At 65.4% G+C, this 17,198-nt stretch carries 13 protein-coding genes; 12 read left to right on the plus strand and 1 reads right to left on the minus strand.

Features of this window, described 5'->3' with window-relative positions:
• Positions 1–108 precede the first annotated feature (108 nt).
• Positions 109–816 (plus strand): SIMPL domain-containing protein, encoded by a 708-nt coding sequence (locus tag DN824_RS05775; protein WP_138407393.1) that lies wholly within the window; start codon positions 109–111, stop codon positions 814–816.
• Positions 817–940: 124 nt separating this feature from the next.
• Positions 941–2,539, plus strand: a complete 1,599-nt coding sequence (locus DN824_RS05780; RefSeq protein WP_414718395.1) for an ABC transporter substrate-binding protein — start codon at positions 941–943, stop codon at positions 2,537–2,539.
• A 93-nt stretch (positions 2,540–2,632) separates the two neighbouring features.
• Here DN824_RS05780 and DN824_RS05785 read toward each other — a convergent pair whose 3' ends face one another.
• The gene (locus DN824_RS05785) at positions 2,633–3,862 is read right to left on the minus strand and encodes a M24 family metallopeptidase (RefSeq protein WP_138407394.1); all 1,230 of its coding nucleotides are present in this window, start codon (positions 3,860–3,862) and stop codon (positions 2,633–2,635) included.
• 161 nt (positions 3,863–4,023) lie between these two features.
• Here DN824_RS05785 and DN824_RS05790 point away from each other — a divergent pair, with 161 nt between their 5' ends.
• From DN824_RS05790 to DN824_RS05835, 10 genes are all read left to right on the plus strand, one after another.
• Positions 4,024–4,587, plus strand: coding sequence for a helix-turn-helix domain-containing protein (locus DN824_RS05790; RefSeq protein WP_138407395.1), 564 nt, complete (start codon positions 4,024–4,026; stop codon positions 4,585–4,587).
• Between the two features lie 243 nt (positions 4,588–4,830).
• Positions 4,831–6,432 (plus strand): ABC transporter substrate-binding protein, encoded by a 1,602-nt coding sequence (locus tag DN824_RS05795; RefSeq protein ID WP_138407396.1) that lies wholly within the window; start codon positions 4,831–4,833, stop codon positions 6,430–6,432.
• A 218-nt stretch (positions 6,433–6,650) separates the two neighbouring features.
• Positions 6,651–8,096, plus strand: a complete 1,446-nt coding sequence (locus DN824_RS05800) for an OprD family outer membrane porin (protein WP_138407397.1) — start codon at positions 6,651–6,653, stop codon at positions 8,094–8,096.
• Between the two features lie 56 nt (positions 8,097–8,152).
• Positions 8,153–9,745 (plus strand): ABC transporter substrate-binding protein, encoded by a 1,593-nt coding sequence (locus tag DN824_RS05805; protein WP_138407398.1) that lies wholly within the window; start codon positions 8,153–8,155, stop codon positions 9,743–9,745.
• Between the two features lie 108 nt (positions 9,746–9,853).
• Positions 9,854–10,864, plus strand: a complete 1,011-nt coding sequence (locus DN824_RS05810; protein ID WP_138407399.1) for an ABC transporter permease subunit — start codon at positions 9,854–9,856, stop codon at positions 10,862–10,864.
• Positions 10,865–10,876: 12 nt separating this feature from the next.
• Positions 10,877–11,788, plus strand: a complete 912-nt coding sequence (locus DN824_RS05815) for an ABC transporter permease subunit (protein WP_138407400.1) — start codon at positions 10,877–10,879, stop codon at positions 11,786–11,788.
• Positions 11,789–11,877: 89 nt separating this feature from the next.
• Positions 11,878–12,906 (plus strand): ABC transporter ATP-binding protein, encoded by a 1,029-nt coding sequence (locus tag DN824_RS05820; RefSeq protein ID WP_138407401.1) that lies wholly within the window; start codon positions 11,878–11,880, stop codon positions 12,904–12,906.
• Positions 12,896–13,915: a peptide ABC transporter ATP-binding protein gene (locus tag DN824_RS05825; protein WP_138407402.1), complete on the plus strand. Its 1,020-nt coding sequence runs from the start codon at positions 12,896–12,898 to the stop codon at positions 13,913–13,915. The genes DN824_RS05820 and DN824_RS05825 overlap by 11 nt, the downstream gene beginning before the upstream one ends.
• Positions 13,916–14,213: 298 nt before the next feature.
• A complete protein-coding gene (locus DN824_RS05830) occupies positions 14,214–16,418 on the plus strand; it encodes a TonB-dependent receptor domain-containing protein (RefSeq protein ID WP_138407403.1) in 2,205 nt (734 codons plus the stop codon).
• Positions 16,419–16,593: 175 nt separating this feature from the next.
• The gene (locus tag DN824_RS05835; RefSeq protein WP_138407404.1) at positions 16,594–17,190 is read left to right on the plus strand and encodes a PepSY-associated TM helix domain-containing protein; all 597 of its coding nucleotides are present in this window, start codon (positions 16,594–16,596) and stop codon (positions 17,188–17,190) included.
• Positions 17,191–17,198: the final 8 nt, after the last annotated feature.

Genomic DNA, 17,198 nt, shown 5'->3' on the forward strand with positions numbered 1-17,198 from the left:
TGGGGACTGCTCGGATGCGGCAACGCGCCGCATTACGAGCGTAGCCGGCTCGACCCGCCGGCCAAAGTCTGCAACGCTCTGCCGACACTCCCCACCAAGGAAACCCCCATGTACGCAACCAGACCGTCGTTCGCCGCCCTCGGACTGCTCGCCGTGGCCACCGTCGCCCTGCCGGCGATGGCCGAGGAGCCGCGCTACAACCAGATTTCGCTGCGCGCCGAAGTCAGCAGCGAGGTGGCCCACGACCGGATGCACGTGACGCTCTACAACGAGACCCAGCACAACGATCCGACGCAGCTGGCCGCCGAAACCTCCAAGGTGATGAACGAAGCGCTGGCGCGTGCGCGCAAGGTCGAGGGCGTGACGGTCAGCCTCGGCAGCCGCAACAGCTACCCGGTCTACGAGGAAAAGGGGCAGCAGATCACGGCCTGGCGCGAACGCGCGGAGCTGCGCCTGGAGGGTTCGGATTTCGCCGCGCTGTCCAAGCTCACCGGCGAGCTGATGAACACCCTGAAGATGGGCAGCATGCAGTTCAGCGTTTCCGATGGCATCCGCAAGCAGAACGAGGATGCCCTGCTCAAGGACGCGATCACCGCGTTCCGTGCCCGCGCGCAACTGGCGACCGAAGCGCTGGGCGGCCGTGACTACAAGGTGGTCAGCCTGAACCTGGACAGCAATGGCTACCAGCCGGTGATGATGCGCAGCATGGCGATGAAGAGCAGCCGCATGGAAGACTCGATCGCACCCGAGATCGAAGCCGGCACCCGCCAGGTAACCATGAACGCCAACGGCGTGATCGAAGTCCTGCTGCCCTGATCCCGCACCCGGAACGGACCCTCGACCGGCCTCGCAAGGGGCCGGCTTGCCAACGGCATACCTCTTGCTAGCTTCAATGAAGCCCAAGAGGCTCAACCGAAGCACAACGATCAGAGGGTCCTTAATGCGCACCACCGCGATATTCCCTTATCTTCTCGCTGCCGGCCTGCTGGCCGGCGCGCCACTGGCTCAGGCCGCCAACCTGGTGTTCTGCTCCGAAGGCAGCCCGGCCGGATTCGACCCGGGCCTGTACACCACCGGCACCGACTTCGATGCAGCGGCCGAAACCGTCTTCAACCGGCTGTCGCAGTTCGAGCGCGGCGGTACCGAGGTGGAACCCGGGCTTGCCGAAAAGTGGGACATCTCCGACGACGGCCTGACCTACACCTTCCACCTGCGCAAGGGCGTGAAGTTCCACACCACCGACTACTTCAAGCCGACCCGCGAATTCAACGCCGACGACGTGCTGTTCACCTTCGAGCGCATGCTCGATACCGAACACCCCTTCCGCAAGGCCTACCCCACGGAGTTCCCCTACTTCACCGACATGGGCATGGACCAGAACATCGCCCGCCTCGAGAAGCTCGACGACCACACCGTGCGCTTCACCCTCAATAGCGTCGATGCCGCCTTCATCCAGAACATGGCGATGAGCTTCGCCTCGATCCACTCCGCCGAATACGCCGACCAGTTGCTCAAGGCCGGCAAGGCCGCGCAGATCAACCAGAAGCCCATCGGCACCGGCCCGTTCGTGTTCGGCCGCTACCAGAAGGACGCCCAGATTCGCTACAAGGGCAACACCGAATACTGGAAGCCCGAGGACGTGAAGATCGACAACCTGATCTTCGCCATCAACACCGACGCCTCGGTGCGCATGCAGAAACTGCGCGCCGGTGAATGCCAGATCACGCTGTTCCCGCGCCCGGCCGAACTCGACGCACTGAGAAAGGACCCGAAGCTGAAGATGCCCGACCAGCCCGGCTTCAACCTCGGCTACCTGGCCTACAACACCGAGCACAAGCCGTTCGACAAGCTCGAGGTGCGCCAGGCGCTGGACATGGCGATCAACAAGCCGGCGATCATCAACGCCGTCTACCAGGGCGCCGGGCAGCTCGCGGTCAATGGCATGCCGCCGGGCCAGTGGTCCTACGACGACACCATCAAGGACACCCCCTTCGATCCGGACAAGGCCAGGCAGCTGCTCAGGGACGCCGGGGTCGCCGAAGGCACCGAGATCACCCTCTGGGCGATGCCGGTACAGCGCCCCTACAACCCCAACGCGCGGCTGATGGCCGAGATGATCCAGTCCGACTGGGCGAAGATCGGCATCAAGGCGCGCATCGTCAGTTACGAATGGGGCGAGTACAACAAGCGCGCCAAGGCCGGTGAACACGACACGCTGCTGATCGGCTGGACCGGCGACAACGGCGACCCGGACAACTGGCTCAACGTGCTCTACGGCTGCGACGCCATCGGCGGCAACAACTACAGCCGCCTGTGCGACAAGCCGTTCGACGCGCTGATCAAGAAGGCCAAGGCCATCACCGATTCCGAGGAGCGCACCGAGCTGTACAAGCAGGCCCAGCACCTGCTCAAGGCCAACGTCCAGATAACGCCCATCGCCCACTCGACGGTCTACCAGCCGATGAGCACCCAGGTGAAGGACTTCAAGATCAGCCCGTTCGGCATCAACTCCTTCTACGGCGTCAGCCTCGAGAAGTAGCAACACCGGGGCCAGGCACCGTTTTCGGCCGGTGCCTGGGCCATGGCGGGCGGCCCGCCCGCGAAACCGGGGCGATTGGCCGCCGGCCCGGCCTCAGCGGTTCAGGCCGAAGGGGTCGTCCACGCTGTGGCTCGGCTCGGTGAACCAGCGCGGGCCGGTTTCACTCATGTAGAAGTGATCCTCCAGGCGAATGCCGAATTCGCCGGGCACGCAGATCATCGGCTCGTTGCTCACGCACATGCCCACGTCCAGCGGCGTCTCGTCTCCACGGACCAGGTAGGGGCCTTCATGGATGTCCAGGCCGATGCCGTGTCCGGTGCGATGCGGCAGACCGGGCAACTGGTAACCCGGGCCGAGGCCGTCGGCTTCGAGGGACGCGCGGGCCGCCTCGTCCACTTCCTCGCAACGGGCGCCGAGCCGGGCGGCGGCGAACGCCGCGAGCTGGGCATCCTTCTCCATGTTCCAGAAGGCCCGCTGGCGCTCGTTCGGCTCGCCGAAGACATAGCTGCGGGTGATGTCCGACAGGTAGCCGTGCAGCCGGCAGCCGGTGTCGATCAGCACCATGTCCCCCTGCCGCAGCGTCTGCGCATGCCTGACGCCGTGGGGAAAGGCGCTGGCCGGGCCGAACAGCACGATGCAGAAGTACGAGCCGGACGCGCCGACCGCACGATGGGCCTGGTGGATGAATTCGCTCACCTCGGTGGTGGTGATGCCCTCGCGCAGGATGCTGGCGGCGGCCTTGTGGACCTCGAGGGTCATCTCCTTGGCACGCTGCATCAGCGCGATCTCGGCCGCCGATTTGCGCTGACGGCAGTAGCTGGTCACGACGCCGGCATCGATGAACTCGTAGCCCATCGTCAGCTGGCGGATGCCGTCGTACATGAAGAACGGCAGCGACGAACAGATTCCCACGCGTGGGGCGGCCCGGCGATCGCCGACCACGCCCAGTGCCTGCAGCCGCTCGAGCAGCAGGCGATAGGGGCTCTCGTGCTCTTCCCACAGGCGCACCGGGCCTTCGACCACCTGAAAGTCGAGGATGGTGCCCTCCTCGAAGGCCGGCGCCAGGTATTCCAGGGCGCCGTCGGCGGGCAGGATCGCACCGACCATGCGTTCACTGGGGTTCCAGCGAACGCCGGTGAAATATTCGAGGTTGCTGCCAGCGCCGATGAACAGGGCGCCGATGCCGAGTTCGCGCATCCGCGCCTGGGCCCGATCGAGGCGGGCCTGGTACTCGTCCAGCGCGATGGGCCGAGCGCCCGCCGTCATGTCGCGCAGCCGCGCCAGCGCCTGCTCGGGCGTACTGCCCCCCACTCCCAAGGTCATGTTTGCCACTCCGGATCGATGTCTTGTGCGGCCAGATTTAAGTACAGCTTAAATTTTCAGGCAAAGCTTTTCTGCAAAATGTTGCAAACAGCCCAGGGCCGGACCGCCTTCGCAGCGCTTCGCTGGCCGGTATACTGCCCCTTTCCCCACGGGCCGACCCCATGACTGCAGATCGCATCGGCGAACGCTTGCGCCGCTACCGGCGGGCCGCCAACAAGACGCTCAACCAGGTGGCCAGCGAATCCGGGCTCACGGCCAGCTTCCTCTCCCAGGCCGAGCGCAACCTCACCGGCGTATCCATCTCCTCGCTGGCCAGCATCTCCAAATCCCTCGGCGTGCCGATGAACGTGCTGTTCGACCAGCCGGCGCAACCCCAGCCCGACTCCCACCAGGGCGAACGGGTGCGCTACACCATCGAAGGGCAACCGCTGGCCTACGAGCGGCTGTCGAGCAGCTTTCCCGGCAACCAGATCAACGCGGTGAAGATGAGCATGCCGGTCGGCTATCAGTCCGAGCTGATTTCCCATGAAGGCGCCGAGTTCGCCTACGTGCTCTCGGGGCGCATCGTCTACCACGTCGACGGGCGCGAATACCCGCTGGCCAGCGGGGACTCGATCCACTTCGACGCCGGCAAGGCACACCACCTTGCGAACGTCGGCGACGAGGTTGCCGAAGTGCTGACGGTCACCACCATGGTGTTGTTCGACGATCACAGCAATCGCTAGGCAATTGCACCAAAGTGATCCACTAACGCACCAAGATGACGACAAAATTTAGCACTGCTTAATTTTTGTTGACCGTAATTTCAGCATGACTTAATTTCCAGCCCAGCTTCTCGCAGCCGCTACCCTGTGGCTGCAGGTCCGGTAGTTCTCGTAGCGCTGGCAGGATCGTCACGCACGCGACGGCAGAAATCATGAGCGGTCCCCGCCGCCCCTCAAAACTAGAAAAAACAAATGAGGTTTTGCATGCGCTTGAACACCCCGATCCGGGCTTTGCTCGCCGCTGGACTGATCTTCGGCTCGCCCCTGACCCAGGCGGCCAGCAACCTGGTGTTCTGCTCCGAAGGCAGCCCGGGTGGATTCGATCCGGGCCAGTACACCACCGGCACCGACTTCGATGCGGCCTCCGAAACCGTGTTCAACCGCCTGGCCGAGTTCGAGCGCGGCGGCACCAAGGCCAAGCCGGCACTGGCCACCGAGTGGCAGGTCAGCGAAGACGGGCTCACCTACACCTTCAAGCTGCGCCCCGGCGTACGCTTCCACAGCACCGATTACTTCAAGCCGACGCGCGACTTCAACGCCGACGACGTGCTGTTCACCTTCAATCGCATGCTCGACAGGGAGCATCCGTTCCGCAAGGCCTACCCCACCGAGTTCCCCTACTTCGTCGACATGGGCCTGGACAAGAACATCGCGAGCATCGAAAAGGTCGACGACCTGACCGTGAAGTTCGTCCTGAACAACGTGGACGCCGCCTTCATCCAGAACCTGGCGATGAACTTCGCCGCCATCCACTCTGCCGAATATGCCAACCAGCTGCTCGAAAGCGGCAAGGCTTCGGAGATCAACCAGAAACCGATCGGCACCGGCCCGTTCGTGTTCGGCCGCTACCAGAAGGACGCCCAGATCCGCTTCAAGGGCAACAAGGAGTACTGGAACCCGGAGGATGTGAAGCTCGACAACCTGATCTTCGCCATCAGCACCGACGCCTCGGTGCGTGCCCAGAAGCTGCGCGCCGGCGAATGCCAGATCACCCTGAACCCGCGTCCGGCCGACCTCGCCGCGCTGCTCAAGGACCCGAACCTCAACGTCCCCACCGAGCCGGGCTACAACCTTGGCTACATCGCCTACAACGTCACCCGCGCGCCGTTCGACAAGCTCGAAGTGCGCCAGGCGCTGGACATGGCGGTGAACAAGGCGTCCATCATCGAAGCGGTCTACCAGGGCGCAGGCCAGCTGGCGGTCAACGCCATGCCGCCGACCCAGTGGTCCTATGACGAAACGATCAAGGACGCCGCCTACGACCCGGACAAGGCCCGCGAGCTGCTCAGGGCCGCCGGTGTCGCCGAAGGCACCGAGATCACCCTGTGGGCGATGCCGGTACAGCGTCCCTACAACCCCAACGCCAAGCTGATGGCCGAGATGCTGCAGGCCGACTGGGCCAAGGTCGGCATCAAGGCGCGCATCGTCAGCTACGAATGGGGCGAATACATCAAGCGCGCCCACGCCGGCGAGCACGACGCGATGCTGATCGGCTGGACCGGCGACAACGGCGACCCGGACAACTGGCTCGGCACGCTGTACGGCTGCGACTCGGTGGACGGCAACAACTTCTCCAAGTGGTGCGACCCCGAATACGACGAGCTGGTCACGGCCGCCAAGCGCGTCACCGACCAGGAGGAGCGCACGGCGCTCTACGTCAAGGCCCAGCATCGCCTCAAGCAACAGGTCCCGATCACCCCGATCGCGCATTCGACGGTGTACCAGCCGATGCGCACCAGCGTGAAGGGTTTCGAGATCAGTCCCTTCGGACGCAACTCCTTCTACGGGGTCGAGAACACCCGTTGAAGCCTGCGGTGGGCGGCGTCCGGCCGCCCACCGCCCCCTTCGCATTCCATAACAAGACGCTTTTCCCGCTCTACCGGCGAAGCCCGGTGAGTGTTTCCGCACGCCTGCCAGAAGTCCGCAAGGATGCTCGTCGTCATGCCCCAGGCCAGTCACCGACCGGATCTGGCAGGGCCGGGTGTCGTTGCGCTCAACAAGAACTGAAACCAGGAAGCCATGCAATGAAGCACCCCTTTGGTAGCGGCACCCTATTGAGCCTGAGCCTGCTCGCGATGAGCGTCCATGCCCAGACCCTCGACACTCAGACAGACGTCACCCCGACACCGGAAAATCCCAGCCCGGTGACCGAGATCCAGCGACTCCCCACCGTCGACGAACCCGTGCGCGGCCAGGCCGGCGCCACCGGCTTCTTCGAGGGGCAGGCGCTGACGCTGACCACCCGCAACTTCGCCGCCCGAGAGCAGATGCAGGACAGCTTCTACTTCCGCATCCCCAAGGAAGGCGGCTCCGAACTGACCCATACCCGCCGCGCCTGGGTACAGGGCACCGTGCTCAAGTACAGCTCCGGCTACACCCAGGGCCCGGTGGGCTTCGGCGTGGACATCGCCGCCTTCAACGCGATCAACCTCGAGCGCGGCAAGGGGCGCATCGGTGGCGGCGGCAACCGCACCCTGGCCAGCGACGGCCGGGGCGTGGACGAGTGGTCCAAGCTGGGCGTCGCGGACGTGCGCCTGCGCGTCTCCAACACCGAACTCAAGGCCGGGCGTTTCCTGGTCGACACGCCGGTGTTCAACTACATCGACAACCGCGCCCTGCCGTCGAGCTTCACCGGCTACGCGGTGACCAGCGAGGAGCTCGACGACCTCGCCCTGCAGGCCGGCAGCTTTCGTCGCGTGAGCCCGCGCACCGGCTCCGGCGACGAGCCGCTGACCACCGAATACGGCACCCGCGAAGCGCGCGGCGATCGCTATCACTACCTCGGCGGCACCTACAAGGCGGCCGACAACCTGGAGATCTCCGCCTACGGCGGCCGCTTCGAGGACGTCTGGAACCAGTACTACCTGGGCGTCACCCACGACCTGGGCGACCGCGAGACCCTGTCGCTGCGCACCGCCTTCAACGGCTACCGCACCACCGACGCCGGCTCGCGCGAGGCCGGCTACATCGACAACAACACCTGGAGCCTGGCGTTCACCCTCAGCCACCGCGCCCATGGGCTGACACTGGCCTGGCAGCAGGTCGACGGCGACGAATACTTCGACTACGTTCACGAGACCGCGGCCATCTACCTGGCCAACTCGCTGCTGTCGGACTTCAACAGCCCGAACGAGAAATCCGCGCAGATCCGCTACGACACCGACTGGAGCTACTTCGGCATCCCCGGTTTCAGCACCGCACTGTGGTACGCCAAGGGCTGGGACATCGACGGCACCCATTACGATGGCGACCGCAACGGTGCCTACGGCAACTACGCCGAGGTTCGCGCGATGGACGGCGAGCGCCACCACGAATACGGCATCACCGGTGGCTACAAGGTGCAGGGCGGCGTCCTGAAGGACAGCACCTTCAAGGTGATGTATATGTCCCACCGGGCGAGCAAGGACCAGATCGACGGCAGCGTCGACGAATTGCGCATCGTCAGCACCTTCCCGTTCAACCTGCTCTGATCGCGACGGGGCCGGACGCACCCTCCGGTTGCGCCCGGCCCTTCAGGAGAGTTTCCATGCATTCGACCCTGCGCCATCTGCCGCTGGTATTCGCCCTCGCCGCCGGCGCCCCGCTGGCCCAGGCCAAGAGCCTGGCGGTGTGCACCGAGGCCAGCCCCGAAGGCTTCGACGTGGTCCAGTACACCAGCGCGGTGACGGCCGACGCCGCCGGCGAGACCCTGTTCAACCGCCTGCTGGCGTTCAAGCCCGGCACCACCGAACTGGAGCCGAGCCTGGCGCAACGCTGGGAGATCAGCGACGACGGCCTGACCTACACCTTTCACCTGCGCCCCGACGTGCCGTTTCACCGCACCGAGTACTTCACCCCCTCCCGCACCATGAACGCCGACGACGTGCTCTGGAGCTTCCAGCGCCAGCTCGATCCGAAGCATCCCTGGCACGAGTCGGCCGCGCGTGGTTACGGCTTCTTCGACTCCATGGGCCTGGGCGAGCTGATCGAGCGCGTCGAGAAGCTCGACGAACTGACGGTGCGCTTCACCCTCACCCGCCCGGAGGCGCCTTTTCTCGCCAACCTGGCGATGCCGTTCACCTCCATCTATTCGGCCGAATACGGCGACCAGCTGCTCGCGGCAGGCAAGCAGGGCCAGCTCAACGCCCAGCCGATCGGCACCGGCCCGTTCGTCTTCGGCCGCTACCAGAAGGACGCCCAGATCCGCTTCAAGGCCAACCCCGACTACTTCGAAGGCAAGCCCGAACTGGACAACCTGATCTTCGCCATCACCCTCGACCCCAACGTGCGCCTGCAGCGCGTAAGAGCCAACGAATGCCAGCTGGCGCTCTACCCCAAGCCGCAGGACGTGGCGCAGCTCAGGCAGGATGCCAACCTCGCGGTGGACGAGATCGATGCGCTGCTGACCACCTACGTCGCGATCAACACCACCCGCAAGCCGCTCGACGACGCGCGGGTGCGCCAGGCCATCAACCTGGCGATCGACAAGCCGTCGCTGCTCGGCGCGGTGTTCGGGTCGGGCGCGGCAAGCCCCGCGGTCCTGCCCTATCCACCCACGCTGCTAGGCTACAACCACGACATCCAGGGCTGGCCGCACGATCCCGAGCGCGCCCGCGCCCTGCTCGCCGAGGCGGGCGTGAAGGACCTTCGCATCGACCTCTTCATCCGTAACGGCAGCTCGCCGACAATCCCCAACCCGGCGCTGGCGGCACAGATGATGCAAGCGGATCTCGCCAGGGCCGGTATCACCCTGACCATCCGCTCGCTGGAATGGGGCGAGCTGCTCAAGCGCGCCAAGGCGGGCGAACATGACCTGGTGCTGCTCGGCTGGGCCGGGGACAACGGCGATCCTGACAACTTCCTCAGCCCCAACCTCAGCTGTGCGGCGGCCGAAACCGGAGAGAATCAGGCGCGCTGGTGCGACCCGAAGTTCGAGGCGCTGATCGGCAAGGCGCGCGCGGCCAGTGACCCGGCCGAGCGCGCCCCGCTCTATGAAGAAGCCCTGGCCGTCTTCCACCGCCAGTCGCCGTGGATTCCCCTGGCGCACCCCAGGTTGTTCAATGTGCGGCGCACCACGGTCGAGGGCTACACCATCAGCCCGATGAGCAACAACAACTTCGCCAGGACCCGCGTGCGGTGACGGCGACGCACCGCAGCGCGGCCAACCAGCTGCCTCGGACAAGAAGAAACACACCCGCCGGCGCCACGAGTTCCGGCGGATTGACCTAATGAGGAGTGACTCACCACGATGTTTAGTTTTGTCATGCGCCGGCTGGGGTTGCTCATCCCCACATTCTTCGGCGTCACCCTGCTCACGTTCGCGCTGATCCGGCTGATCCCGGGCGATCCGGTCGAAGTGATGATGGGCGAGCGCCGGGTCGACCCGGAAATGCACGCCCAGGCGATGGAGCGCCTCGGCCTGAACAAGCCGCTCTACGCGCAATACCTGGACTACATCGGCAAGCTCGCCAAGGGTGACCTGGGCGAATCGCTGCGTACCCGCACCAGTGTCTGGGACGAATTCACCACCCTGTTTCCAGCCACGGTCGAACTGGCCTTGGCGGCGCTGTTCTTCGCCGGCACCCTCGGCCTGCTGGCCGGCGTGATCGCCGCCCTCAAACGCGGCTCGCTGTTCGACCACGGGGTGATGGGGCTCTCGCTGACCGGCTATTCGATGCCGATCTTCTGGTGGGGCCTGATCCTGATCATGTTCTTCTCGGTGAGCCTCGGCTGGACGCCGGTCTCGGGGCGCATCGACCTGCTCTACGACATCGAGCCGGTCACCGGCTTCATGCTCATCGACACCCTGCTGTCCGACGAAGAAGGCGCCTTCCTCAATGCCCTGCGCCACCTGATCCTGCCGGCCATCGTGCTGGGCACCATCCCGCTGGCGGTCATCGCCCGGATGACCCGCTCGGCGATGCTCGAAGTGCTGCGCGAGGACTACGTCCGCACCGCCCGCGCCAAAGGCCTGTCGCCCAAGCGCGTGGTGTTCGTCCATGCCTTGCGCAACGCGCTGATCCCGGTGCTCACGGTGTTCGGCCTGCAGGTCGGCGCGCTGCTCGCCGGCGCCGTGCTGACCGAGACGATCTTCTCCTGGCCAGGCATCGGCAAATGGCTGATCGAATCGATCGGCGCGCGCGACTACCCGGTGGTGCAGAACGGCATCCTGCTGGTCGCCTGCCTGGTCATCCTGGTCAATTTCACCGTGGACATCCTCTACGGCCTGGCCAACCCACGCATTCGCCATCAACGCTGAAGGAGGCCGCAGATGAATACCGTCGAAACCCTGCCGGCCGCCGAGCCGACCCCCTACTACCCGTCGCCGCTGCGCGAATTCTGGAGCGCCTTCTGCCACAACAAGGGTGCGCTGGCGGGCCTGCTGTACATGCTGCTGCTGGTCTTCTGCGCGCTGTTCGCGCCCTGGGTCGCCCCCTACAACCCCAGCGAGCAGTTCCGCGACTTCCTGCTGACCCCTCCGGTCTGGGCCGAGGGCGGCACCACGCAGTTTCTGCTGGGCACCGACGAGCTGGGGCGCGACATGCTCTCGCGGCTGATCCACGGCGCGCGCCTGTCGCTGCTGATCGGCCTGGCGTCGGTGGTCTTCTCGCTGATTCCCGGGATCCTGCTCGGCCTGCTGGCCGGCTTCTCGCCGAACCGGCTCGGCCCGTTCATCATGCGCCTGATGGACATCATGCTGGCGCTGCCGTCGCTGCTGCTGGCAGTGGCCATCGTCGCCATCCTCGGCCCCGGTCTGATCAACACCATCTTCGCCATCGCCATCGTCTCGCTGCCTTCGTACGTTCGCCTGACCCGTGCGGCGGTGATGACCGAACTCAACCGCGACTACGTCACCGCCTCGCGTCTGGCCGGTGCCGGCACCCTGCGGCTGATGTTCGTCAGCGTGCTGCCCAACTGCATGGCGCCGCTGATCGTGCAGGCAACCTTAAGCTTCTCCTCGGCGATCCTCGATGCCGCGGCGCTGGGCTTCCTCGGCCTGGGCGTGCAACCGCCGACGCCCGAGTGGGGCACCATGCTGGCCTCGGCGCGTGACTACATCGAGCGTGCCTGGTGGGTCGTCTCGCTGCCGGGCCTGGCGATTCTGCTCAGCGTGCTGGCGATCAACCTGATGGGCGACGGCCTGCGCGATGCGCTGGACCCGAAGCTCAAGAACGCCGCCTGAGGGGTCCCGAACATGCCTTTCTTCCCGTATGCGCCGCCGGCCAAGACCCGGCGCACCCGCGCTACCCTCTTCACCCCGGAGACCCGCCCATGAGCCTCCTCGAAATCCAGAACCTTTCGGTGCGCTTCGGCGATGCCAGCGCGCCGCCGGTGGTCGACGGCCTCGACCTCTCGGTGGACAAGGGCGAAGTACTGGCGATCGTCGGCGAGTCCGGCTCCGGCAAGTCGGTCACCATGATGGCCCTGATGGGGCTGATCGATGCCCCCGGCAAGGTCGACGCCGCCCGCCTGCAGTTCGCCGGGCAGGACCTGCTGTCGCTCAAGGGGCGCCAGCGTCGCCGGCTGATCGGCAAGGACCTGGCGATGGTCTTCCAGGACCCGATGACCGCACTGAACCCCAGCTACACCGTGGGCTTCCAGATCGAGGAAGTGCTGCGCCAGCACCTCGGGCTCAAGGGCAAGGCCGCGCGCCAACGGGCACTGGAGCTGCTCGAGCGGGTCGAGATCCCGGCTGCCGCCAGCCGCCTCGACGCCTACCCGCACCAGCTCTCCGGTGGCATGAGCCAGCGCGTCGCGATCGCCATGGCGATCGCCGGCGAACCTCAACTGCTGATCGCCGACGAGCCGACCACCGCGCTGGACGTGACCATCCAGGCGCAGATCATGGACCTGCTGCTCGACCTGCAGCGCGACCAGAACATGGCGTTGATCCTCATCACCCATGACCTGGCCGTGGTCGCCGAGACCGCCCAGCGCGTCTGCGTGATGTATGCCGGCCAGGCGGTGGAAATGGGCGAGGTCCCGACCCTCTTCGAGGCGCCCGCCCACCCCTACACCGAGGCGCTGCTTGCCTCGATTCCCGAGCACTCCGACACGCCACGGCTGGCGACGCTGCCGGGCATCGTCCCGGGCCGCTACGACCGGCCGGCCGGTTGCCTGCTCTCGCCCCGCTGCCCCTACGCGCAGCCCCGCTGCCAGGAACGCCCGGCCCTGGAGCCTTATGACCGCGGTGCGGTGCGCTGCTTCTTCCCGCGCAACATGGCCCCCGGCGAGACGCCGCGGGTATTGCCACAAGCCCAACGCCCGAGCCGCCCCGCTGGAGAGTTTCATGCACACTGAACACACCTCGCCGGGCAGCGTCCTCTCCGCCCGCGACCTGACGCGCCACTACGAGATCTCCCGCGGCCTGTTCAAGCCGACCGCCACGGTCCGCGCGCTCAACGGCGTGTCCTTCGAACTGCAGCCAGGCGAGACCCTGGCGGTAGTCGGCGAATCGGGTTGCGGCAAGTCGACCCTGGCCCGGGCGCTGACCCTGATCGAGGAGCCGACCTCCGGCTCGCTGCGCATCGCCGGCCAGGAAGTGGCCGGGGCCGACAAGGCCGCCCGCAAGCAGCTGCGCAAGGACGTGCAGATGGTGTTCCAGAACCCCTATGCCTCGCTCAATCCACGGCAGAAGATCGGCGACCAGCTCGGCGAACCCCTGCTGATCAACACCTCGCTGTCGCGTGCCGAACGGCGCGAGAAGGTCCAGACGATGATGCAGCAGGTCGGCCTGCGACCTGAGCATTACCAGCGCTACCCGCACATGTTTTCCGGTGGCCAGCGCCAGCGCATCGCCCTGGCACGGGCGATGATGCTGCAGCCCAAGGTGCTGGTGGCGGACGAACCGACCTCGGCGCTGGACGTCTCGATCCAGGCGCAGGTGCTGAACCTGTTCATGGACCTGCAGGAGGAGTTTCGCACCGGGTACGTGTTCATCTCCCACAACCTGGCCGTGGTGCGCCACGTCGCCGATCAGGTGCTGGTGATGTACCTGGGCCGGCCGATGGAAATGGGCCCGGCGGAACTGATCTACAGCCGCCCGCTGCACCCCTACACCCAGGTGCTGCTGGCCGCGACCCCGAGCATCCGGCGCAATCCGGAGAAACCACGGATCAAGATCGCCGGCGAACTGCCCAATCCTCTCGATCCGCCATCGGGGTGCGTATTCCACAAACGCTGCCCGTACGCGACCGAGCGTTGCCGCAGCGAAGTCCCCGAGTTCCGTCCGCTGGACCAGCGCCAGGTCGCCTGCCATTACGCAGAAGAGGTCGTGCAACGGCAGCTTCCCACCACCGCGAGCGCCTAAACGACGATCTTCCGGATCGTTAAGCCGCGTTGATCCCACCTCTCGTCAGGATCGTCCCGCCCCGCGCGGGAGCGATCCTGACGCTCATCGTCACCGCATCGCACGCTGCCATAGAAGGGCTCGCCTGGTCGCGAACAGCGGGCCGAAATCTCTTGCAATAATGCTGCAAGCGAGACGGCACAAGGCTTTCAGCGTAGTTCAGGGGCTTGCAGGCACGGAGACATCAGGCAGGCGCACCAAAGGCGATTGCGAATAATTATCATGCGACTCCTAATTTACATCCGTAAGGAGTTCGACCATGCCATCGCCTCTCGCCCGTTCAGCCGTCGCCGGTACGGTGCTGGGCTGCAGTCTCTGCGCCCTCGCTCAGGAAACCCCGGTCACGCTGGGCACCACGGTGGTGACGGCCTCGGGCTTCGAACAGAAGGTGACCGACGCGCCTGCGAGCATCAGCGTGATCAGCGCCGAGGAGTTGCAGCAGAAACGTTACAACAACCTGGCCCAGGCGCTGGGCGACGTGGAAGGCATCGACATCGGCCAGGGGACCGGCAAAACCGGCGGTCTGAACATCAGTATTCGCGGCATGCCGAGCCAGTACACCCTGATCCTGATCGATGGCCGCCGACAGAACGCCGCCGGCAACGTCACCCCCAACGGCTTCAACGAAACCAGCACCAGCTTCATGCCGCCGCTGTCGGCCATCGAGCGCATCGAGGTCATTCGCGGTCCGATGTCGACGCTCTACGGTTCCGATGCCATGGGTGGCGTAATCAACATCATCACCAAGAAGGTCGCCAACGAATGGGGTGGCTCCCTGACCCTGGATCACACCTTCCAGGAAAACCGCGATTTCGGTGATACCAGCAACGTAAGCCTGTACGCCAGCGGGCCGCTGATCGACAACTTGCTCGGCTTGCAGCTGCGCGGCAGCGTGTTCAACCGGGACGAGTCCGATCTGTCCTACGGAAACGGCGTCGAGGTCAGCAAGCGCGGCCCATCGCCGGTCGAGGGGCGTGTACACAACCTCGGCGCGCGCCTGGATCTGACGCCCCACGAGAACCACGATTTCGCACTCGACGTGGAACGAGGCCGTCAGGTCTACAACAACGACGAATGTCAGCTCGGTACGCTCGACGGCCTGAACAACAACTGCACGGCTCCATCCACCAATGCCAGCGGATATGCCGACGAGCTGCGCTTCGAGCGCGAGCAGGTCGCATTGACCCACACCGCACGCCTGGGCTTCGGGACTCTGGATTCCAGCCTGATGCACAACACCACCGAAACCATCGGCCGTACCATTCCGGGCACCATCGGAACCCCGACATCTGTACCCGGTGCGATCGGCGGCGCCGCCCGCGAGCTGGAAACCACCAACCTGGTGTTCGATACCAAACTGGTCGCGCCGATCGGCGAATCCCACATCGGCACGGTCGGCGCCCAGTGGTGGAAGGCGGAGATGACCGATGGCATCGCCCAGACCGACTTCGAACAGAAGACCTGGGCACTGTTCGCCGAAGACGAATGGCGCCTGCGCGACGATCTGGCACTGACCCTGGGCGCCCGTTACGACGACCACGAGGCGTTCGGTGGCCACGTCAGCCCTCGTGCTTACCTGGTCTGGAATGCCGCTGACAGCTGGACTTTCAAGGGCGGCGTCAGCCGTGGTTACCGTACTCCGGACCTGAACGACCTGCATGGCGGCATCAATGGTGCTACCGGCCAGGGCGCGATCATCACCATCGGCAACCCGAACCTGGACCCGGAAACCACCACCAGCACCGAATTCGGTGTCTACTTCGACAATCTGGCCGGCTTCAATGCCAACGCCACCCTCTTCCATAACAAGTTCAAGGACAAGATCGCCGCTGGCGACCCGATCTCGGACCCACTGTGCGCAGGCAACAACGGTGGCACCTGCTCGCAGCAGATCAACGTCGACGAAGCGGTGACCCAAGGTCTGGAGCTGGCGGGAAGCTGGCAGTTCGCGCCGGCCTGGACGCTGAGCGCCAACTACACCTACACGGATAGCGAGCAGAAGAGCGGGGACAACAAAGGCGAGCCTCTCACCAATACTCCGGAACACCTGGCCAATGCCCAAGTGCGCTGGCAGACCACCGACCGCCTCAATCTGTGGCTGAAGAGCGAATACCGTGGCGAACGGGCGCGCTTCACCTCCAGGTACGACAACCTGGCCAATGCCAACGGCAGCTACTCCACCAACCAGTCGATCTACGACACCCTGGGCAAGAACACCAAGGCCTATACGCTGTTTCACCTGGGCGGCTCGTTCAGAGCCTCGGAGAACGTGACGCTCAACGCCACGATCTACAACCTGCTGGACAAGGACTTCGTCAGGGGTCGCGCCTATACGACCTATGGCAACAATGGGGCGCCCAGCGGTACCGCTTACGGCACCGACTACCTGCAGAGCACTCAGTCCACCACAGGGGTACTGGAAGAAGGCCGCCGCCTCTGGTTGTCCGCCAACTTCACGTTCTGATTCAGAACGCCGCTCCGAACGCCACCGCTCAGGTGGCGTTCTTCGTTTCGGGGCGGGACAGCGGCCAACGGCATACCGTCAAACGAGAATGTATGCCGTTGGTAAATTCTTAGCATTCGCGTCACGCTACGCCTAGAATCCTCACCTCTTCGCGACACCCATAACAAGGAAACCCATGCCGCGACTCTGGTTTGGCACCCTGCGCCAGTGGCACTGGATCAGCTCCGCGCTGTGTCTGGTGGGCATGCTCCTTTTCGCGATCACCGGCATTACCCTCAACCACGCCGCCACCATCGAATCCCGCCCCCAGGTGCATCACCACCAGGCGCGTCTGCCCGAGCCCTTGCAGCAGGCCCTGCTGGACGCACCGCCGGCCCAGGGCCTGCCCGGGGCGCTGCGCGGCTGGCTGGAAAGCGAACTGGACATCTCGCTCGCCGGGCGCGAGGCCGAGTGGTCCGACGGCGAACTCTACGTGGCCCTGCCCCGCCCGGGCGGCGATGCCTGGCTGAGCCTGGACCTGGGCAGCGGCGAGCTGGAATACGAACGCACCGACCGGGGCTGGATCTCCTGGTTCAACGACCTGCACAAGGGCCGCCATACCGGGCTCGCCTGGAGCCTGTTCATCGACGTCTTCGCGGTCGCCTGCGTGCTGTTCAGCCTCACCGGACTGCTGCTCCTGCAACGCCACGCCGGCGCCCGCCCCGGCACCTGGCCGCTGGTGGGCGCGGGCCTGGTGATCCCCGTTCTGCTGGCCCTGCTATTCATCCACTGAAGGACTCG

The sequence above is a fragment of the Stutzerimonas nosocomialis genome (genome assembly GCF_005876855.1).
Lineage (GTDB): Bacteria > Pseudomonadota > Gammaproteobacteria > Pseudomonadales > Pseudomonadaceae > Stutzerimonas > Stutzerimonas nosocomialis.

What these genes read in the sequence shown, in the direction of transcription:
- DN824_RS05775 (WP_138407393.1), top strand. Translation starts at nt 109, where the DNA reads ATGTACGCAACCAGACCGTCGTTCGCCGCCCTCGGACTGCTCGCCGTG.
- DN824_RS05780 (WP_414718395.1), top strand. Translation starts at nt 941, where the DNA reads ATGCGCACCACCGCGATATTCCCTTATCTTCTCGCTGCCGGCCTGCTG.
- DN824_RS05785 (WP_138407394.1), bottom strand. Translation starts at nt 3,862, where the DNA reads ATGACCTTGGGAGTGGGGGGCAGTACGCCCGAGCAGGCGCTGGCGCGG.
- DN824_RS05790 (WP_138407395.1), top strand. Translation starts at nt 4,024, where the DNA reads ATGACTGCAGATCGCATCGGCGAACGCTTGCGCCGCTACCGGCGGGCC.
- DN824_RS05795 (WP_138407396.1), top strand. Translation starts at nt 4,831, where the DNA reads ATGCGCTTGAACACCCCGATCCGGGCTTTGCTCGCCGCTGGACTGATC.
- DN824_RS05800 (WP_138407397.1), top strand. Translation starts at nt 6,651, where the DNA reads ATGAAGCACCCCTTTGGTAGCGGCACCCTATTGAGCCTGAGCCTGCTC.
- DN824_RS05805 (WP_138407398.1), top strand. Translation starts at nt 8,153, where the DNA reads ATGCATTCGACCCTGCGCCATCTGCCGCTGGTATTCGCCCTCGCCGCC.
- DN824_RS05810 (WP_138407399.1), top strand. Translation starts at nt 9,854, where the DNA reads ATGTTTAGTTTTGTCATGCGCCGGCTGGGGTTGCTCATCCCCACATTC.
- DN824_RS05815 (WP_138407400.1), top strand. Translation starts at nt 10,877, where the DNA reads ATGAATACCGTCGAAACCCTGCCGGCCGCCGAGCCGACCCCCTACTAC.
- DN824_RS05820 (WP_138407401.1), top strand. Translation starts at nt 11,878, where the DNA reads ATGAGCCTCCTCGAAATCCAGAACCTTTCGGTGCGCTTCGGCGATGCC.
- DN824_RS05825 (WP_138407402.1), top strand. Translation starts at nt 12,896, where the DNA reads ATGCACACTGAACACACCTCGCCGGGCAGCGTCCTCTCCGCCCGCGAC.
- DN824_RS05830 (WP_138407403.1), top strand. Translation starts at nt 14,214, where the DNA reads ATGCCATCGCCTCTCGCCCGTTCAGCCGTCGCCGGTACGGTGCTGGGC.
- DN824_RS05835 (WP_138407404.1), top strand. Translation starts at nt 16,594, where the DNA reads ATGCCGCGACTCTGGTTTGGCACCCTGCGCCAGTGGCACTGGATCAGC.